General features: G+C 63.7%; 17 protein-coding genes. 5 read left to right on the top strand and 12 right to left on the bottom strand.

Going from position 1 to position 17696, the window contains the following annotated elements:
- Positions 1–13: 13 nt before the first annotated feature.
- Positions 14–712, top strand: a complete 699-nt coding sequence (locus HXX15_RS07995; protein ID WP_296514595.1) for a DsbA family protein — start codon at positions 14–16, stop codon at positions 710–712.
- 7 nt (positions 713–719) lie between these two features.
- Here HXX15_RS07995 and HXX15_RS07990 read toward each other — a convergent pair whose 3' ends face one another.
- Positions 720–926, bottom strand: a complete 207-nt coding sequence (locus tag HXX15_RS07990; RefSeq protein WP_296514593.1) for a hypothetical protein — start codon at positions 924–926, stop codon at positions 720–722.
- Positions 927–1127: 201 nt separating this feature from the next.
- On the opposite strand from HXX15_RS07990, the gene HXX15_RS07985 reads away from it, so the two are divergent.
- The gene (locus HXX15_RS07985; protein WP_296514590.1) at positions 1128–1535 is read left to right on the top strand and encodes a hypothetical protein; all 408 of its coding nucleotides are present in this window, start codon (positions 1128–1130) and stop codon (positions 1533–1535) included.
- Here the strand turns inward: HXX15_RS07985 and HXX15_RS07980 are convergent.
- Positions 1492–2568: a phospholipase gene (locus tag HXX15_RS07980; RefSeq protein WP_296514588.1), complete on the bottom strand. Its 1077-nt coding sequence runs from the start codon at positions 2566–2568 to the stop codon at positions 1492–1494. The two genes, HXX15_RS07985 and HXX15_RS07980, sit on opposite strands and share 44 nt — an antisense overlap.
- Before the next feature lie 36 nt (positions 2569–2604).
- Positions 2605–3675 (bottom strand): DUF2252 family protein, encoded by a 1071-nt coding sequence (locus HXX15_RS07975; protein ID WP_296514585.1) that lies wholly within the window; start codon positions 3673–3675, stop codon positions 2605–2607.
- A gap of 144 nt (positions 3676–3819) precedes the next feature.
- Here HXX15_RS07975 and HXX15_RS07970 point away from each other — a divergent pair, with 144 nt between their 5' ends.
- Positions 3820–4374, top strand: coding sequence for a hypothetical protein (locus tag HXX15_RS07970; RefSeq protein WP_296514582.1), 555 nt, complete (start codon positions 3820–3822; stop codon positions 4372–4374).
- 3 nt (positions 4375–4377) lie between these two features.
- Here the strand turns inward: HXX15_RS07970 and HXX15_RS07965 are convergent, their stop codons facing one another.
- Entirely contained in the window at positions 4378–5643 is a 1266-nt protein-coding gene (locus tag HXX15_RS07965; RefSeq protein WP_296514580.1) for a DUF4010 domain-containing protein, read from the bottom strand.
- Positions 5644–5803: 160 nt separating this feature from the next.
- Here HXX15_RS07965 and HXX15_RS07960 point away from each other — a divergent pair, with 160 nt between their 5' ends.
- Complete coding sequence (locus HXX15_RS07960) at positions 5804–6871, top strand: AI-2E family transporter (RefSeq protein ID WP_296514577.1); 1068 nt, start codon at positions 5804–5806, stop codon at positions 6869–6871.
- A 51-nt stretch (positions 6872–6922) separates the two neighbouring features.
- Here the strand turns inward: HXX15_RS07960 and HXX15_RS07955 are convergent, their stop codons facing one another.
- The 6 genes from HXX15_RS07955 to HXX15_RS07930 all read right to left on the bottom strand — a co-directional run bounded on the left by HXX15_RS07955 (position 6923) and on the right by HXX15_RS07930 (position 13455).
- Positions 6923–8116: an ABC transporter permease gene (locus HXX15_RS07955; RefSeq protein WP_296514575.1), complete on the bottom strand. Its 1194-nt coding sequence runs from the start codon at positions 8114–8116 to the stop codon at positions 6923–6925.
- The gene (locus tag HXX15_RS07950; RefSeq protein ID WP_296514901.1) at positions 8038–9168 is read right to left on the bottom strand and encodes an ABC transporter permease; all 1131 of its coding nucleotides are present in this window, start codon (positions 9166–9168) and stop codon (positions 8038–8040) included. The genes HXX15_RS07955 and HXX15_RS07950 overlap by 79 nt, the downstream gene beginning before the upstream one ends.
- 5 nt (positions 9169–9173) lie before the next feature.
- Positions 9174–10907, bottom strand: a complete 1734-nt coding sequence (locus tag HXX15_RS07945; RefSeq protein ID WP_296514572.1) for an ATP-binding cassette domain-containing protein — start codon at positions 10905–10907, stop codon at positions 9174–9176.
- Positions 10908–10909: 2 nt separating this feature from the next.
- Positions 10910–11914, bottom strand: a complete 1005-nt coding sequence (locus HXX15_RS07940) for an HlyD family efflux transporter periplasmic adaptor subunit (RefSeq protein ID WP_296514898.1) — start codon at positions 11912–11914, stop codon at positions 10910–10912.
- Positions 11915–11922: 8 nt separating this feature from the next.
- Positions 11923–12570, bottom strand: a complete 648-nt coding sequence (locus HXX15_RS07935) for a TetR/AcrR family transcriptional regulator (RefSeq protein WP_296514569.1) — start codon at positions 12568–12570, stop codon at positions 11923–11925.
- Positions 12571–12897: 327 nt separating this feature from the next.
- Positions 12898–13455, bottom strand: coding sequence for an HNH endonuclease (locus HXX15_RS07930; RefSeq protein ID WP_296514566.1), 558 nt, complete (start codon positions 13453–13455; stop codon positions 12898–12900).
- Between the two features lie 275 nt (positions 13456–13730).
- Between HXX15_RS07930 and cysK the strand changes: the two genes are divergently transcribed.
- Positions 13731–14729 (top strand): cysteine synthase A, encoded by a 999-nt coding sequence (cysK, locus tag HXX15_RS07925; RefSeq protein WP_296514565.1) that lies wholly within the window; start codon positions 13731–13733, stop codon positions 14727–14729.
- 193 nt (positions 14730–14922) lie between these two features.
- On the opposite strand, the gene glgA is transcribed toward cysK, so the two are convergent.
- Together glgA and glgC are read right to left on the bottom strand one after the other, a co-directional pair.
- Positions 14923–16374: a glycogen synthase GlgA gene (gene glgA / locus HXX15_RS07920; RefSeq protein ID WP_296514563.1), complete on the bottom strand. Its 1452-nt coding sequence runs from the start codon at positions 16372–16374 to the stop codon at positions 14923–14925.
- Positions 16371–17633 carry a glucose-1-phosphate adenylyltransferase gene (glgC, locus tag HXX15_RS07915; protein WP_296514561.1) on the bottom strand — a complete coding sequence of 421 codons (1263 nt, stop codon included), beginning with the start codon at positions 17631–17633 and terminating at the stop codon, positions 16371–16373. Before glgC ends, glgA begins: the two co-directional genes overlap by 4 nt.
- Positions 17634–17696: the final 63 nt, after the last annotated feature.

The following is a 17696-nucleotide window of genomic DNA, read 5'->3' as shown; positions in this document are numbered from 1 at the left end:
CCTGGAGATTGCGATGACCGAACCCGCCGATCCGGCCGCCCCGCTGCGTGCGCAGTTCAATCGGCGCAGCCGGCGCGAAACGCTAGGGCTGCTCGCCGCCAGCGCGGTGCTGCTCGGTCTCGAAATCGCGCCGGTGGCGGCGCGCAGCCAGACCCAGAGCGATGACGGCAACGTCCTCACCGAAGCCAAGGTGCTGCGCGATCCGGAGATTCCAGTCGCCGGTAACCCCAAGGGCGACATCACCATCGTCGAATTCTTCGACTACAACTGCCCGTATTGCCGCAAGCTCGCGCCCGATCTGCATCAGGTCGTGGCCGAAGACGGCAAGATCAGGCTGGTGCTGAAGGATTGGCCGATCCTCGGACCGGTCTCGGTCTATGCCTCGCGGCTCGCATTGGCGACCAAATATCAGGACAAGTTCATCGAGGCGCATGACGCGCTTATCGGGCTCGATGTCCGGCTGACCGAGGCCGGTGTCCGCGATCGCCTCGCCAAGGCGGGCATCGACATCGATCGCGCCGTGCGCGATCTCGAAACCAATACCGCGGCGATCGCGGCTATCCTGAAACGAGCCGACGATCAGGCACAGGCCTTCGGCTTTCAGGGAACGCCAGCCTTCATCATCGGCAAGTTCCGGGTACCTGGTCCGCTGACCAAGGAGCAGTTCGCGCTGGCGATCCGCGACGCCCGCAAAGCCGCGGCGAAGAAATAGCGCACGATTACTTTTCGGAGATCTTGACCCAATTGCGCTGGGCGCTGACTTTCAGCGCTTCCCAGTCGGTCGCCGCGACGTCCCAGTTGACGATGGTGCGCCCCGGTTGCGCCCCCTGACCGTTCGCCACCGTCGAGGTCGACATCGAGTCGTAGATGTAGACGCCGGCAATCAGCATCGCTGCGCCCAAAATCATTCCTAGAAGCAAGCGCATCGCAATCCTCCATCACCGCCACCAACGCGCCCCGGACCGCAATGGTTCCCGGCGGCGCCGGCAACGTGGCAAAGTCCCCGTATCGATGCAGACCCGGCCGCGGCCTTTATGCGCCGCTTATAAGATGCCGCGCCGCTCGATCTCGAATTCATATGGCGACAGCGGCATCTATTGCTCGCTATCCGATCGAGGAATGATTCCATGACTGCCATCGCCATTGAGATCGCGGGCCATGCCAGCGCCACCCATCCCAATACCAGCAACCACAGCTTCCGGCTGGCGCCGCCTTCAAGGAATTCCACGGATCAAACGCTGCGCCGTCCCGACAGCGGCGTCCTCAACGAGGAGATCCCGGTCTATTTCGTCGGCCGCAACCGAGATGGTTTCTGGGTCGCCCGCGATGCCGGCGACAGCATCGGCGGCCTGTTCCTGCTGAAGGCTTCGGCGTTCGCCTTCGCCCGCAGGGAATCGCTCCCGGCGGGCTGCGCGATCGTGCTGCTGAGCGAACGATTCGAACTCGACGTCGCGAACAAGGGCAATCCGCTGATCCCGTTGATCGGGTCGATCAAGCGGCGGATGCGCCCAGCCAGTCCAGCAACGCAGCGTTGATCTCGCGCGGGTAGCAATGGCTGAGGTCGTCGATCTCGCGCAAGGTCACGGCGGCGCCGGCGGCGGATAGCGCCTGCCGGGCCTGGCGGGCGACCTCGACCGGAAACATCCAGTCGCGCCGCCCGTGCACGATCTGGATCGGCAGGCCGCGCAGCCGCTCGGCATCCACCATCTCCGCCAGCAGCGGATGGAAGCTGGCGGCGACCGGCGCCAGATGGGTGAACGGCGACGTGCGTTCCAGCCCGCTGACGTAGCAGAAGGTGCCACCGTCGCTCATGCCGGTCAGCAGCAGACGCGTCGTATCGACGGTCCAGCGCCCTCGCACCTGATCGAGAATGCGGCCGAGATTCAGCGTGTCGGCATCGTCGCCCATCAAGGCCCATGTACTCCCTGTCGCTGTCGGCGCAACCAAGATCGCGCCGCGACTGCGGGCGTCGCGCAGCCAGCTCCACAGGAAGCCGCGGCCATGGCCGCTGCCGCCATGCAGCGCCATCACCAGCGGCCAGGCCCGATCCGGCGTGTAGGTTTCCGGCACATAGAGCGAGAAACCGCCGCGGCTGCCGGGCTCGTTATCGTGGTGCGAGATCCCGGTGTCCGGTTCGGCCGGCTGCGCTAGCCGCGCCGCCAGATCGGCATTGTCGCGCAGCTCGGGAGCCATGAAAAATTCCGAGACCGGCGGCAACAGCGCCGCCAGCGGGTACAGCGCCTCCTGCGCGCGCGGCAGTTGGCGCAGCGCGCGAAACACTACGATCAGATCGCCGTCGCCGGCTTCGACCGCGCGCAGCCCGGCGAACGCGGCGAGCGCCGCCTCGCTGGCGGATTGCAACGGCCCCCGCAGATACGCAAACGACTCCGGCCAGTTCGCCAGCCGCGGCAGCACGTCGCGCAACGCCTGATCGGGCGTGTCGATTCGCTGCATCACCACGCCGAACTCCGACGGATCGAGATAGCGGGCGACGAAGCCCAGCGCTTCCAGCGACTGCAGCAGCGGCGGCAGCAAAGCCACGATGTCGTCCACCACGGCGTCGCTCATCGCGCTACGTCCCCCGTCCACGCCCAGCTCGATCACTCATCCACACCATTCGTGATAGTCGCGCCTGACCGCGGCCGCCGCGGTCTTCGCCGCGGCGTTGAGCCAACCGCGCGGTCGCTGTTTCAGATCGGCGAGCAACTCCTTCGCGCCCGGCGAACCCGCAGCATGAACCGATCCGAGGTCGTATCCCATCGCCCACAGCAGATTGGCCCTGAGGACCGTACCGGCCTTGTGGCCGAGTTCGATCTTGCGCGAATCCGGCGCGAGCCGTCGGATCACGAAGCCGTGGCGGGCCTCGAGAAACGGATCGGGCGCCCGGTAATTCGCCGTCGCCAGTTCGAGAAAATGCGAGCTCGCGTTCTCCTCTCCGTTGGCCCAGACCCATGCCGACGGCACCAGTGCCTTGGCCTCGCGCAACACCCTTCCGCCGCGCCAATTGGCGATCGCGACGTAGCGCGGCCGTCCGAGACTGCCGCTGCCGGCGACGCGCCGGAAGTATTCGACGTTGTCGGCGTGTTTCGGCAGGCTCTCGACCAGGTGGCGCATGAGTTTTCGCGACGGATGGGCTCTCGGAAATTTGGCGACGTCGGACCAGAATTTTTCCGAGGTCTTGCGGGCGGCAACGGCATGGCGAAGCATCCAGGTGTCGCTCTCGTCGAGTAGCGCCGGACGCGGCGCGGCGAGTCCGGCGCGATAGCCCTTCAGCACCGCCGCCGCAGCCGCCTGCTTGTCCAGCTTGCCGCGCGGCGCGAGCCGGACGCTGGCCGCGAGCCGGACCAGATCCAGCGGATACGGCATCACCGCGGCTTCGTCGAAATCGTTGACGCCCCAGACCAGCCGGCCCTCGGCGTCGCGCCAGGTGCCGAAATTTTCCAGATGCATGTCGCCGACCGACAGTACGCGCGGTGCATCCATCAGCTCCGGACACAAGGTCGGAATGGTCCTGGCCCAGCGGAAATAGGTCGCCCGCAGGAAGATGAAGGCGCTCTCCTTCATCTTCTCATGCTTATGGCGGACATCCTTGGCGACGACATCGCATTGCGTATGCAGCCAGGCTTCGTAAGCGGCATTATCCTTGCCAAACGAGTTGTCCTGATGACGCGACATTCGGGCCTCCGCGCGGCTCAAGCAATGGCCATTCGTCCAGTTTCGTCGATTGACTCTGGCGCAGGGTTTGGTGGCAATGCAATCCGAATAATGCGCTGTTCGGTCGATACGACTTCAAATGCTTTGCGGTTTGGCTGCCCTGCGATGACGACAACCACTCCCGATCTGATCGAGCTGCGAGTCGACGACATCGCCCAGCTGTTTCACACCCTCGATCCGTTTCCGTTTCGCGAGCGGGATCTCGACAAGGAGGCGGAGGAATACATCGTCGACTGGGCGCGCGAGCTCGACACCGACCGGGCGATCCGGATCGCGGTGCATTTTCCCGATACCGATGTGCAGCGAGCCGCGGCGGGGGATTTCGGCGCGGCGCTGGGCCGCTACTTCGCCGAACGCACCGCGACGAAACAACGCGAGCTGAAGGAACTGTTCCGGATCGGCCGCCGAACCCTCGCGATCGGCATCTCGATCCTGATCGTGTGTCTGGCGCTGGCGCACCTGGCCGGCGGCTATCTGATCGACTCGCCGTTCCGACGACTGGTCGAGGAGAGCTTTCTGATCCTGGGCTGGGTGGCGAACTGGCGCCCGCTGGAGATCTTTCTGTACGAATGGCTGCCGATCGCGCGCCGGCGGGACCTGTATCGCAGGCTCTCGACCGCCACGGTCGAACTCAAGCCCTATCCCCCCGCGGCAGGCTAAGGCTCAGTTTGCTATCGGAGCCACCAGCGCGCCCGCCCAGGCCGCCAACGCGACGAAGATTAGCCCCGGGACCACGCGAACCGCAAAGGCGCGCCCGCCACTGGTCCTGGCGAACACGATCTTGCTGATGGTGTTGGTCGAAAATCCCGCCAGAATCGGAACGATCGCGTCACCCGCGGTCATCTTTCCATTGGCGACCAGCGATGCCACCGAAATCGCACCAGAATGGATGTCGACGAAGCCGGCGAGCGCCACAGCCAGCAGAACGCCTCTTTCGCCGAACCAATCTTGCAGTGCGGCGCCAGCGAGCATGATGCCCGAAAGCGTGAGTGCGAATGCCAGAGCCGTGGAGAGGCTGAAGGCGTGGCCTTTTTGCGCTTCGCTTTCAGCCTGTTGCCGGAAGGCGGCAATCGTGAAGGCCGCGCCGTAAACCACCGCAGCCAGACCCGCGCAGACCAGCGGGACCGCGAGCGAATGCAAGGTCGCTGCGCTGGTGGCCGCAAGGACCGCTGCCATCAGCACGATCGTTGCTACCGTCGACAACGCGGCGCCGCCGACCGCCGAGGCCAGAATGTCGCTGGACTTTGCCGCCCGTGCGCCCATCGCCGCGATCGTAACCGTACTCGAGACGAAGCCGGAGGCAAGACCCGCCAACGGCAGTCCGAACCTGGCGCCAAGCAGGCGCACCGCGACATGACCCGCCGCGCCGATGGCCATGATCAGCAGGACAATGATCCAGATCGAGTGCGGATTGAGCGCGCCGTAGGGCCCCATCGCGCGATCCGGCACCAGCGGCAGCACAACAAGCGACGCGCCGGCGAAAATCAGCGCGTCCTCGAGTTCGCTCTCGGTCAGCACCGAGCGAACGAAGCGGTGCAGCCGGGATCTGGCGACGAGCAGCAGCGCCACGGTCACGCCGAGGCCGCCGGCCAGCCCCGCTCTTTCCATCGCAAGACCGCCCAGCATCACCGTGGCGATCAGCGCCACTTCGGTGGTCAGGCCGGGATCGTCCTCCCGCCCGCGCCAATAGCCGAACGTCGCCAAAACGATGATTCCCGCGGTTGCGACGGCGAGAAGCACCTCGCCGCCGACCAATATGCTGATTGCGCCGGACAACGAGGTCACCGCGAACGTCCTGATTCCGGCCGGCGCGCGGAACGGACCTTCGCCTTTGCGGCGCTCCCGTTCGGCGCCAATCAACAACCCAATCCCGAGCGCGACCGCGAGGTTCAGGACGACCGGTTCGATTGCAAATGTTGCTGCGTCCATTCGAAATGTGTCCAATGCTGCTGTAGACCGCGCTGTTGTCGGCTGACCCTACTGCCGGAGTTGCGCCGGGTCACGGTTTGGCTCAAGTAGGCAACAGGATGGCCTGACGCCGAGCGCGACGAAGGTTGCCCGCCCGTCGAGCGACTTGATGGACTTCGTTATGCACACGTACGAAAACAAATTTTTCTTGTTCCTGATCGTGGCGGCGTCGCTGGCGTTCGGATGGATCCTGCTGCCGCTGTACGGGGCGGTGCTCTGGGGCGTCGTGATCGCGATTCTGTTCGCGCCGCTGTACCGGGGACTCTGCAACGCCACGGGGCATCGGCGCAACCTCGCCGCTGTCACGACCCTCGCGATCATCGTGATGATAGTAATCCTGCCGCTGTCGCTGATTGGCGCAGCCCTGGCGCAGGAAGCCAACGGCATGTATGTGAAAATCCAGTCGGGTGAGCTCGACCTGGTCCGGCTGTTTCGACAGGTCGTCGATGCCTTGCCGGCGTGGATCAGCGAACTGATGAATCGGTTCGGGATCGCCAGCCTCGGCGCGCTTCAGGAACGGCTGTCGGCGGGCCTCTTGAAAGGCAGCCAGTTCCTGGCCGGACAGGCGATCAACATCGGGCAGAGCACCTTCGAATTTGTCGTCAATCTGTTCGTCATGCTGTATCTGCTGTTTTTCCTCCTCCGCGACGGCGATCTGTTGGCGCGCCGGGTCAGGGGCGCGCTGCCGCTGCACGAACAACAGCAAGACGAGCTGCTGCTGAAATTCACCGTGGTGATCCGCGCCACCGTGAAGGGCAACATGCTGATCGCCCTGCTGCAGGGCGCGCTGGGCGGGCTGATTTTCTGGTTGCTTGGAATCAACGGGGCACTGCTGTGGGCCGTGGTGATGGCGTTCCTGTCGCTAGTGCCCGCGGTGGGCGCCGGCCTGGTCTGGATCCCGGTTGCGATCTATCTGCTCGCTTCCGGCGCGATCTGGCAGGGCGTGATCCTGATCGCCTACGGCTCGCTGGTGATCGGCCTGGTCGACAATCTGTTGCGCCCGATCCTGGTCGGCAAGGACACCAAGATGCCGGACTACGTCGTGCTGATCTCGACGCTGGGCGGCATCGAGGCGTTCGGCCTGAACGGCTTCGTGATCGGCCCGGTGATCGCGGCGATGTTCATCGCGGTCTGGGACATCTATTCGATTTCACGGCAGGAATTCGAGGCCGATCGCGGCACGACGTGAGACACGCTGGCGATCTGGTCCCGCCAGGGAAACCGCAGTCCCGTAGCGATCTCATTGAATTTTCCGCCGGAACATCCAGGCAGCGGCTGTAATCGTCACGGCCGCGATGGCGATCATTGGCCACAAGCGCTCGGCAACCAGCCAGAACGGCATATCCCTGAGAAAGACGCCGCGGATGATCACGACGATATGCGTCAGCGGATTGATCTGCGCGAGCGGTTGCAGCCAGGTCGGCATGTTCTGAACCGGCGAACTGAATCCCGAGAGCATCATCAACGGCATCATCGTGACCATGATGCCCATCATCGCCTGCTGCTGATTCGACACGAAAGACGAAATGAACAGGCCGATGCCGATGGTGGCGACAAGGAAGATCGTAAGACCTGTAAACAGCACCACCACGGACCCCGTGATATGGATTCCGAAGAGCTGGGTGACGATGACCGCGATGATCGCGCACTGCGCCAATCCCACGATCAGCCCCGGCACGGACTTGCCCACGACGATCTCGAGCGGCTGCAACGGCGAGACCAGGAGCTGTTCGAAGGTTCCGAGTTCACGCTCGCGCGCCACCGACATGCCGACAATCATCATGACCATCGTCATCGGCAGCGTCGCAATCAGGATCGGTACCATGGATTCGCGATAGCCGCGGTTGGGATTGTACCAGCTGCGGTCGACGATCTCGCTCATCGGCCTGTAGGCGAGGCCGTTGCGGAAATCGACGCTGAACTGGGCGACAATGGTTCCGAGGTAGTTGTTGAGAAGCTGGGCGCTGTTCGATTTGCGGCCGTCGAGCAGCAGTTGGACGCTCGGCTTCTCGCCGCCGGCGAGCTTGCGGGAAAAATCCTGGCCGATCTGGACCACGACCATGACGTCCTGGCGATCGATTGCGTCCCGCGCGTCCGCCTCGCTGGCATAGCGACGGACCTCCGAAAATGCCGATGCGCGCTCGAAGCGGCCGATCAATTGCTCGGAATAGGCACCCCAATCCTGATTATAGACTCCGACGGGGACATTACTGACTTCGAGCGTCGCCGCGTAGGCGAACAGGAAGAACTGGACCAGCGGCGGCAGAACGAGCGCCATCCGGGCCTTCCGATCGCGGAACGCCGCTAGCAGTTCCTTCACTATCAGGGCCAAGAGCCTGGTCCAGATCATCGCTCTCAATCCAGCCGCTGCCGGGTGTTGCGCGCGGTAAGCACGAACAACACGGTGCTCATGAAGACGAGGATCAGCGTGCACGGGATCAGCACCGAGCCGATGTCGCCGGCGAGGAAGATGGTCTGCAGGCCGCGGACATAGTATTTCGCGGGCACGATGACCGAGAACGCCCGCAGCGGCGCCGGCATGCTCGCGATCTCGAACAAAAATCCCGAAAAATACAGACCCGGCAAGAACGCCACCAGCATCGCCATCTGGCTCGCCACGAATTGGGTCCTTGCCACGGTCGAGATCAGCAGCCCCAGGCTGAGCGCCACCGCAAGAAAGACGGCGGTAAATCCGACCAGCACGATCAGGGAGCCGCGCAGCGGGATGTCAAACACGAACAGAGCAGCCAGAACGCAGACCGTCATGGCGCACAGACCCAGGATAAAGTTGGGCACCAGCTTGCCGATAATGAATTCAAGGGTGCCGACAGGGGTCGCCAGTAAGGCCTCGATGGTGCCGCGCTCCCACTCCCGCGAGACCACCAAGGCGGTCAAGAGTGATCCCATCATCATCATGATGAGGGAGATCGATCCCGGCACCAGCAACCGCCGACTCTCAAGTTCGGGGTTGAACCAAAATCGAGGCTGCACGTCGATCTGCCCCGGCGCCGAGGCGGCCGAGGCGAAATTACGCTGCGATTGCCAAGACTGCCAGGCGCCCTGCACGTAGCCGGTCACCAGACCTGCGGTGTTCGGATCGCTGCCGTCGGTAATGACCTGCACGCCGGCTGTATCGCCCCGTGCGAGACGTTCGGTGAAGTCGCCGGACAGAACGATGATGCCGCTGATCTTGCCTGCGGAAAGGTCGTCGACGAACGATAGGCGGCTCGAGGACTGGCGAACGTCGAAGTAACGGGTGTTCGACAGCGACGCCACGAACTCCTGGCTCTCCGGGGTCGGCTCCTCGACGACCAGACCGACCTTGATCCGCGTCGCATCGAAGGTAATGCCGAAACCAAACAGGAACAGCAGCAGCGCCGGAAGAACGAAGGCGACGACAAAGCTCGACGGGTCGCGCACGACCTGAAGCGACTCCTTGACGACGAGGGCGCGAATGCGACGCCAGCGCCCGGACCTGACCGATATCGTGCTCATGCGGCCGCCTGCTGTTGACGCAGGTCGTGCGCTTCGACAAGAGCGATAAAGGCATCCTCGAGGGTCGGATGCGGCAGTTCCTTGGACTTCACCGAGGCCTGCAGGGCTTCGGGGGTGTCGATCGCGATACATTTGCCGCGATAGATCAGCCCGACGCGATCGCAATATTCGGCCTCGTCCATGAAGTGGGTGGTCACCATGATGGTGACGCCACGTCCCACCATGGCGTTGATGTAGCCCCAGAACTCGCGGCGCGTGAGCGGATCGACGCCGGACGTCGGCTCATCCAGAAACAGAACCGGCGGCTCATGCATGATCGCGCAGGATAATGCGAGCCGCTGCTTGAACCCGAGCGGAAGGCCGCCGGCGTTCTGATGAAGCTTCGCCTTGAGATCGAAGGCGTCGATGACCCGGGCGACCGCTTCGCGACGTTTGGCGCCCGAGAGCCCATAGGCGCCGGCGAAAAAATCGAGATTCTGCGCCACGCTGAGGTCACCGTAGAGGGAGAATTTCTGCGCCATATAGCCGAGCCGTGCGCGCGCAGCGGAGGGAGCCATGTAAAGGTCCAGCCCGTCGACCAACGCTGCGCCTTCGGTGGGGCGCAGCAGGCCGCACATCATCTTGAAGGTCGTCGACTTTCCGGCGCCATTCGGGCCGAGCAGGCCGAAGATTTCGCCGCGGGCGATCTCAAAGGTAATGTGATCGGCGGCGGTGAAATCACCGAAACGCCGCGTCAGCGACTTGGCCTCGACGGGTGCGTGGCCGTCGTGACGTTCCGGCTGCCTGCCGGGCGCCGTCAGTGTGCGTTTCGGTTGCCCGCCCAGCATCGCAACGAACGCATCCTCAAAACGTGGGGGCACGTTGTTGATCACCACCGAGCTGGCGCCGATGCTTTGCGGCGTCGGCTCCGCCGCTCCTTCGGCGGTGACGAGGCGAATCGCTTCGCCCTGCATGACGCCATCGATGATGTCCGGGCTCGCAAGCGTCCGCGCCAGCAACGAACGCCGGTCGGCGCCTGCGCCGTGAACCTGAAATACACGGCCGGAGATTCCGGCGGTCATGGCTTTCGGGTCGCCCTGAAACAGCACGCGGCCCTCGTTGAGCACGATCACCTCGGCGCAGTTCTCAGCTTCGTCCAGATAGGCCGTGCTCCACACCACGCCGACGCCGTGGTCGATCAGGCTGTAGACCATCTTCCACAATTCCCGGCGCGAGATCGGGTCGACGCCGACGCTGGGTTCGTCGAGCAGCAGCAGTTTCGGCGATTTCAGCATCGCGCAGGCCAGTCCGAGCTTCTGCTTCATGCCGCCCGAAAGCGCGCCTGCCAGCCGATCGGTGAAGCGCGCGAGATCGGTGAAGGCGAGCAGCCGCTCAAACGTCGCCTTGCGCTCGTCGCCGACCACGCCGCGAAGATCGGCGTAGAGCGTGAGGTTCTCCATCACCGACAGATCTTCATAGAGGCCGAAGCGCTGCGGCATATAGCCAATCTCGTCATGGATCGCGGTCGCTTCGCTGCGCGCGTCATGACCCAGCACCGCGATTCGCCCTTCGGTCGGCTCCAGAAGCGCCGCCATCAGCCGCATCAGCGTCGTCTTCCCTGCGCCGTCGGGGCCGACCAGCCCGGTGACCTGTCCCGCCTTGATTTCAGTCGTCAGCGCTTGGATGGCCGCAGGAGCATTCGGCGCGAAGACCTTGGACAAGCCCTCGATCGAGACCAGCGGCGAGACCATGGCTATTTCCCTTCGGCCGTCGCAACGCCTGTGCCTGCGTGGACAACAACCGTCATGGGCATTCCCTGGCGCAGCATCCCGTCCGGATCGTCAGCCACGACACGAACCCGGTAGACCAGCGCGGTCCGCAATTCGCGGGTCTCCACCGTCTTCGGCGTGAATTCCGCGGTCGTCGAAATGAACCCGATCCGCCCCCTGATCGGCGCGCTTTGCGCCGTGTCGGAGCGCAATTCGACCGGCATGCCCGGCCTGATCCGTCCGAGGTCCGGCTCCGAAACATAAGTGCGGACCCAGACCGGCGTGGTCAGGCTGAGGACAAAGACTGTCTCGCCCGCGTTGACGATGGCGCCGAGCTCGCGCACGCGGCTCAGCACCACACCGGCCGTGGGTGCCAGCAGTTCGGCGTCGATCAGTTGCCGCTCGGCGATCCGGATCGCAGCTTCCTTGTCTGCGAGTTGCGCGCGAGCAAGATCGATGTCTTCCTGCCGGAATCCCGCCTTCATCAGACGCAGCGCTTCGCGGGCAGAGGTCAGTTGCGCATCGGCTTGACGGTTGAGGGCAACCGCATCGTCATAGGTCTTCTGTGTGCCGGAGGCCGTCTTGAGCAATTGGGTAGCCCTGTCGAGGCTGACCTTGGCATTTGCGCTCGCCGCCTCACGTTCGGCGACCAGCGCTTCAGTCTGTGCGATTTCCTGCGGACGGTTGCCTGCGACCATCTTCGCGAGATTGGCGGCCGACTGGTCGCGCTGGGCACGCATCTGGCGGAGATTGTCCTCAAAATAGACCCGATCGAGCGAGCCTAGCTTCTGGCCCGGTTCGACCTTGGCGCCTTCATCGACCAGCAATGATGCGATACGTCCAGGTACCTTGAAGCCCAGATTGACCTGTCGGACTTCGACGTTGCCCTGCAGCAGGAGCGTTCCATCGCTGGCCCGATGGCCTTGCCACCACCAAAATCCACCGCCGATGCCGGCGACCAAAACCACGATCGCCAGGATCGCCTTCATGCGCGTGCTCATGTCGAACTCCTCGGTTGCGACGGAGAGAGCAGGAGTTCGCGGTGAGCCGCCAGCATACCTTCGACATCAAGCGGCTCGAGACGGGAGAACAGGCTTTCCCAGATCGCGCTCAGCAGCAGCGGCGCGAAAAGCAATTGCGGGAACCGGACCAGCGCATCCGACGACAGCTCGCCATTCGCATGCGCACGCTGAGCCAATTTGCGAATGATGCCTATGCCCTTCGAAATCACTTCGCGATGATAGAACTTCGCGATCCGCGGGAAGCGCGGCGCTTCCATGATGATCAGCCGCACGATCTCGCGACGTCTCGTCGACAAGATCTCTTTGCCAAAGGCTTCGAATATCCTGGTAAGCAGCACGTTGAACGGTATGTCGCCGCGATTGGCGGCACTGTCGAGCATGTCCAGGGTCGGACCAAGCGCGCCGAGCACCACCTTTTCGAACAAGTCTTCCTTGTCCTTGAAGAACAGGTAGATCGTGCCCTTGGCGACGTCGGCCTGCTCTGCGACCTCGTCGAGCCGCGTGCCAGCGAAACCTTGGCTGATGAACAGATCGAAAGCGGCATCGAGAATGGCTTGCCGACGCCGTTCCTTTCCCCTGGCTCGCTTTCCGGCAACTCGCTTGGGCAGTTCGATGGTCGTCAAGATGCCAGTCTCCGAAGAGCAATATATCGACAGAAACTTATCATTACTGACTGATTAGTCAAATTCACGAAAGCCACCGCGCGGCTCGTCTGCATACCAAAAGTCCAATTTTATTGGACGAATGTATGACGTCCACGCACTATCGGTGTTCATTTTTGACTAATTCGTCAGTCAAAAATTGACAGAACATCATCTTCGGCCGGACGATGCAGGCCTCACATGCAAGGGCGCACGGTCAGGGTGCGTGGGCGCGTCGAGCCACGAAGATAGTTTGGGTCAAAATACGTGACGGTCTTATGAGAGGCGGCACGAAGCCGAGCGCCACTGCTACGGATCGAGCTCGGTGTCCCAATAGAGATAGTCGAGCCAGCTGTCGTGCAGATAGTTCGGCGGGAACAGCCTTCCGTTGCGATGCAGCTGGTGCACGGTGGGAGCGAACGGCGCCTGCCGCGGGAACATCCGCGCTTGCTGCGGCGTCATGTTGCCCTTGCGCAAATTGCACGGTGAGCAGGCTGCGACCACGTTGTCCCAGGTGGTCTGACCGCCCTTGCTGCGCGGGATGATGTGATCGAAGGTGAGGTCGTCCGGCGCCGTGCAATACTGGCACATGAATTTGTCACGCAGGAACACGTTGAACCGGGTGAAGGCGGGATGCGTGGTCGGCTTGACGAAGGATTTCAGCGACACCACGCTGGGCAGCTGGATCTCGAACGACGGGCTATGCACCGCGTGGTCGTAGTGCTCAACGATATTGACGCGGTCGAGGAACACCGCCTTGATCGCATCCTGCCACGACCAAAGTGAAAGCGGATAATAGCTGAGCGGCCGGAAGTCCGCGTTCAACACCAATACCGGCCAACCGCCTTGCGAGACATGTGCGTTCAAGTAACGCTCCTGGCCCCCATCCAACGCTGCGAAGCAGCATGAGTTGGCATACTACAGGCAGCGTGACGGCCTTGTGAAGGGGCAGACGAATTGTCCTGCGATCAGCTGCCGGTATTTCAGCCTAAATCTGGCAATCCCGCGAAACGGACGTCCTCTGGAAGCCGCCCGCGGAAGGCAATTGTTCCATGTTTCCCGGGTGCGTTGACGCGGTCCCGATCAGGATATCTGATCCGAACTCGCACATCCTTGCCAACCCCCATACCCCGGAGGCGTCCATGTCCAGCGCAGCACCCGCATCGATCCAGCCCGCTTCCGCCCCGTCGACGCATCAGCCCGGCCGCGGCCGGGTCTATGCCAGCGTCGCCGAGGCGTTCGGTGACACCCCCTTGGTGCGGCTGAACAAGCTGCCTCAGCAGCACGGGGTCAAGGCGACGATCCTGGCCAAGCTGGAATATTTCAATCCGGCCGGCAGCGTGAAGGACCGGATCGGCGCCGCAATGATCACCGCGATGGAACAGGCCGGGATTATCAAGCCGGACACGCTGCTGATCGAACCGACCTCCGGCAACACCGGGATCGCGCTGGCCTACGTGGCCGCCGCCAAGGGCTATCGGCTGAAACTGGTGATGCCGGAATCGATGTCGATCGAACGCCGCAAGATGCTGGCGTTTCTGGGTGCCGAGATCGTGCTGACGGAAGCCGCCAAGGGCATGAAGGGGGCGATCGCCGCGGCCGAGGAGCTGGTCGCCTCGACGCCGAACGCGGTGATGCCACAGCAATTCAAGAACCTCGCCAATCCGGAGGTTCACCGCCGCACTACCGCCGAGGAAATCTGGAACGACACGCAAGGCAATATCGACATTTTCGTCGCCGGCGTCGGCACTGGCGGCACCATCACCGGGGTCGGGCAGGTGCTGAAGCCGCGCAAGCCGTCGCTGCGCGTGGTCGCGGTCGAGCCGGAGGAAAGTCCGGTGCTGTCGGGTGGCGCGCCCGGCCCGCACAAGATCCAGGGCATCGGCGCCGGCTTCGTGCCGGATATTCTCGACCGTTCGGTGATCGACGAGATCGTCAAGATCAACAGCGCCACCGCGATCGCCACGTCCCGGGCGCTGGCGCGCAACGAAGGCATCGCCGGCGGGATTTCGTCCGGCGCGGCGATCGCCGCGGCCATCGAACTCGGCCAGCGACCGGAAAACGCCGGCAAGACCATCGTGGCGATCGTGCCGTCGTTCTCGGAACGTTATTTGTCGACCGCGCTATTCGAAGGCGTCTGAGGCGAGCACAGCCGCCCGCATCAAGACAGGCTGTCATTCCGGGGCGCGAGCAGCGACAGCTGCGAGCGAACCCGGAATCTCGCCACACGGCAACGCTGCAAGATTCCGGGTTCGCTCGGCCTGCGGCCTCGCGCCCCGGAATGACGCGCGTGGTGCGGTGTCCTTGCAACGGGGAGGAAACGCGACGTCGCCCTCAGCGGCTTGCCAGCAGCTCCCGATACAGCCTGGCGTAATGCTGCGCCGGGTTGCGCCATGACACGTCGGTGGTCATGCCGTTGATCTGCAGATTGCGCCAGGCGGCGCGGTCGGCGAACAGCGCGCGGGTCTTGAGCAGCGCCGCCGCCAGCATATCGGCCGTCACCGGCGAAAACTGCACCCCGGTCGCAACCCCGGTGGCGATCGCCATTTCATTGGCATCGACCACGGTATCGGCCAGTCCACCGACCCGCGCCACCACCGGCACCGCGCCGTAGCGCATCGCGCACAGCTGGGTCAGGCCGCAAGGCTCGAACCGCGACGGCACCAGCAGCGCGTCGGCACCGGCCTGGACCAGATGCGCGAGGCTTTCGTCATAGCCGATCACCACACCGACCTGGCCCGGATGGGCCTGCGCGGCGGTGCGGAAGACCGCTTCCAGCGCCGGATCGCCGGAACCCAGCAGCGCCAGCTGGGTGCCGTCGGCCAGCAAGGTCGGCAACACCTCGATCAGCAAATCGAGTCCCTTCTGCCAGGACAGCCGGCTGATCACGCCGATCAGCAGCGTGCCGGGCTCCGGGCGCAACCCGAACCTGCCCTGCAGCGACAGCTTGTTGCGCGACCGCGCCGCGATGGTGTGCAGGTCGTAATTGGCGGCGATCCGGATGTCGGTGGACGGGTCCCAGACCTGGTCGTCGATGCCGTTGAGGATGCCGCTGAGCTGTTGCGCGCGCAGCCGCAGCAGACCGTCGAGTCCCATGCCTGCTTCCGGTCCCTGGATCTCCAGCGCATAGGCCGGCGACACCGTGGTGATGCGGTCGGCGAGCTGCAACCCGGCCTTGAGATAACCGATCGCGCCGTAATATTCGACGCCGTCCATTGCGAAGGCTCGCTCCGGCAGGCCGAGCGCGCCGAGTAGATCGCGCGGAAACTGGCCCTGATAAGCGAGGTTGTGAATCGTAAAGACGGTCGCAGGCGAAGCTTTGCCGCTGTAGCGCAGATAGGCCGGCGTCAGCCCGGCCTGCCAGTCATGCGCATGCACGATCTGCGGCGAAAAACCGTCGACCAAGCCCTGCCCGACCATCGCGGCGACCTTGGCCAGCGCGCCGAACCGGAACGCGTTGTCGGGCCAGTCGTTGCCATCCGGTCCGACATAGGGATTTCCGGCCCGGGCAAAGAGATGCGGGGCGTCGAGCACCAGCAGTTCGAGTTCGTCCTGGCGCGCCGCCAGGAGCCGCGCGGCGCCGCCGAACAGCTCGGCGAAGACATGCACCGGATGCGGATCCTCGATGCCGGCCAGCACCGCCGGATAGCCCGGCACCAGCGTCCGCATCGTGATGCCATGCGGCTTCAAAGCCGCCGGCAACGCGCCGGTGACATCGGCGAGGCCGCCGGTCTTGATCAAGGGATAGATTTCCGACGCGACGGATAGCGCCGTGACAGTTTTCATTTGTCGAGCCTGTCGATCATCGACTGGGTGATCAGGCAGGTGCCGAGTTCGCTGCGGCGGAATCGCGCGGCATCGAGTTCGGGGTCCTCGCCGACCACCAACCCGCGCGGGATCCGCACATTGGCGTCGACCACAACGTTTTTCAGCCGGCAGGAGCGGGCGATGTCGGCGTAAGGCAGGATCACCGCCCCCTCGACGCTGGAATAGGAATGCACCCGGACCCCGGTAAACAAAAGCGTGTGGCGCAGCGTCGCGCCGGAGATGATGCAGCCGCCGGATACCAGCGACGATGTTGCAGCGCCGCGCCGACCATCCTTGTCGTGGACGAATTTCGCCGGCGGCACGATCTCCCCATAGGTCCAGATCGGCCAGTCCTTGTCGTAGAGATCGAGTTGCGGAACGATGTCGGTAAGATCGATATTCGCCGCCCAATAGGAATCGACGGTGCCGGCATCGCGCCAGTAGCTGGCGGCCTCGGCATGCGAGCGGACACAGGACTTGTTGAAGTTGTGCGCCACGGCTTTTCCGTGCTGGACCAAATAGGGAATGATGTCCTTACCAAAATCGTGCGACGAATTGGCGTCGGAGGCGTCACGCTTCAGCTCCTCGAGCAGAAATTTGGTGTCGAACACATAGATGCCCATGCTGGCCAGCGAGATCCCTGGCTTGCCGGGGATCTCCGGTGGATCGGCGGGCTTTTCCAGGAACGTATGGATCACGTCATCGGGGGTGGTGTGCATGACCCCGAAGCCCGAGGCCTCGGCGCGCGGCACTTCGAGGCAGCCGACGGTGACGTCGGCGCCCTGGTCGACGTGCTGCTGCAACATCTTCTCGTAGTCCATCTTGTAGACATGGTCGCCTGCCAGCAGCACGATGAATTTCGGATCGTAGCTCTCGATGATGTCGATGTTCTGATAGACCGCGTCGGCAGTGCCCCGATACCACATCTCCTCGGACACGCGCTGGCTCGCCGGCAGGATGTCGAAGCTCTCGTTGCGCTCCGGGCGGAAGAAGTTCCAGCCGCGCTGCAGATGTCGGATCAGGCTGTGGGCCTTGTATTGGGTCGCCACCGCGATGCGCCGGATCCCGGAATTCAGCGCGTTCGACAGCGCGAAATCGATGATCCGGGATTTGCCGCCGAAATACACCGCGGTCTTGGCGCGCTTGTCAGTGAGTTCCATCAGCCGGCTGCCGCGACCTCCCGCCAGAACATAAGCCATCGCGTGGCGGGCAAGCGGGGGATTTACGCCGGTACTCATGGAGCCTCTCATCGTGCGGTCGACGGACCTAAACCGATCGGCAGGTCGGGATGACGTTCAGAT

Source organism: Rhodopseudomonas sp. (assembly GCF_013377015.1).
Lineage (GTDB): Bacteria > Pseudomonadota > Alphaproteobacteria > Rhizobiales > Xanthobacteraceae > JARJEH01.
The sequence above is the reverse complement of the archived record's forward strand: the minus strand, read 5'-3'. Positions and strand labels throughout refer to the sequence as shown.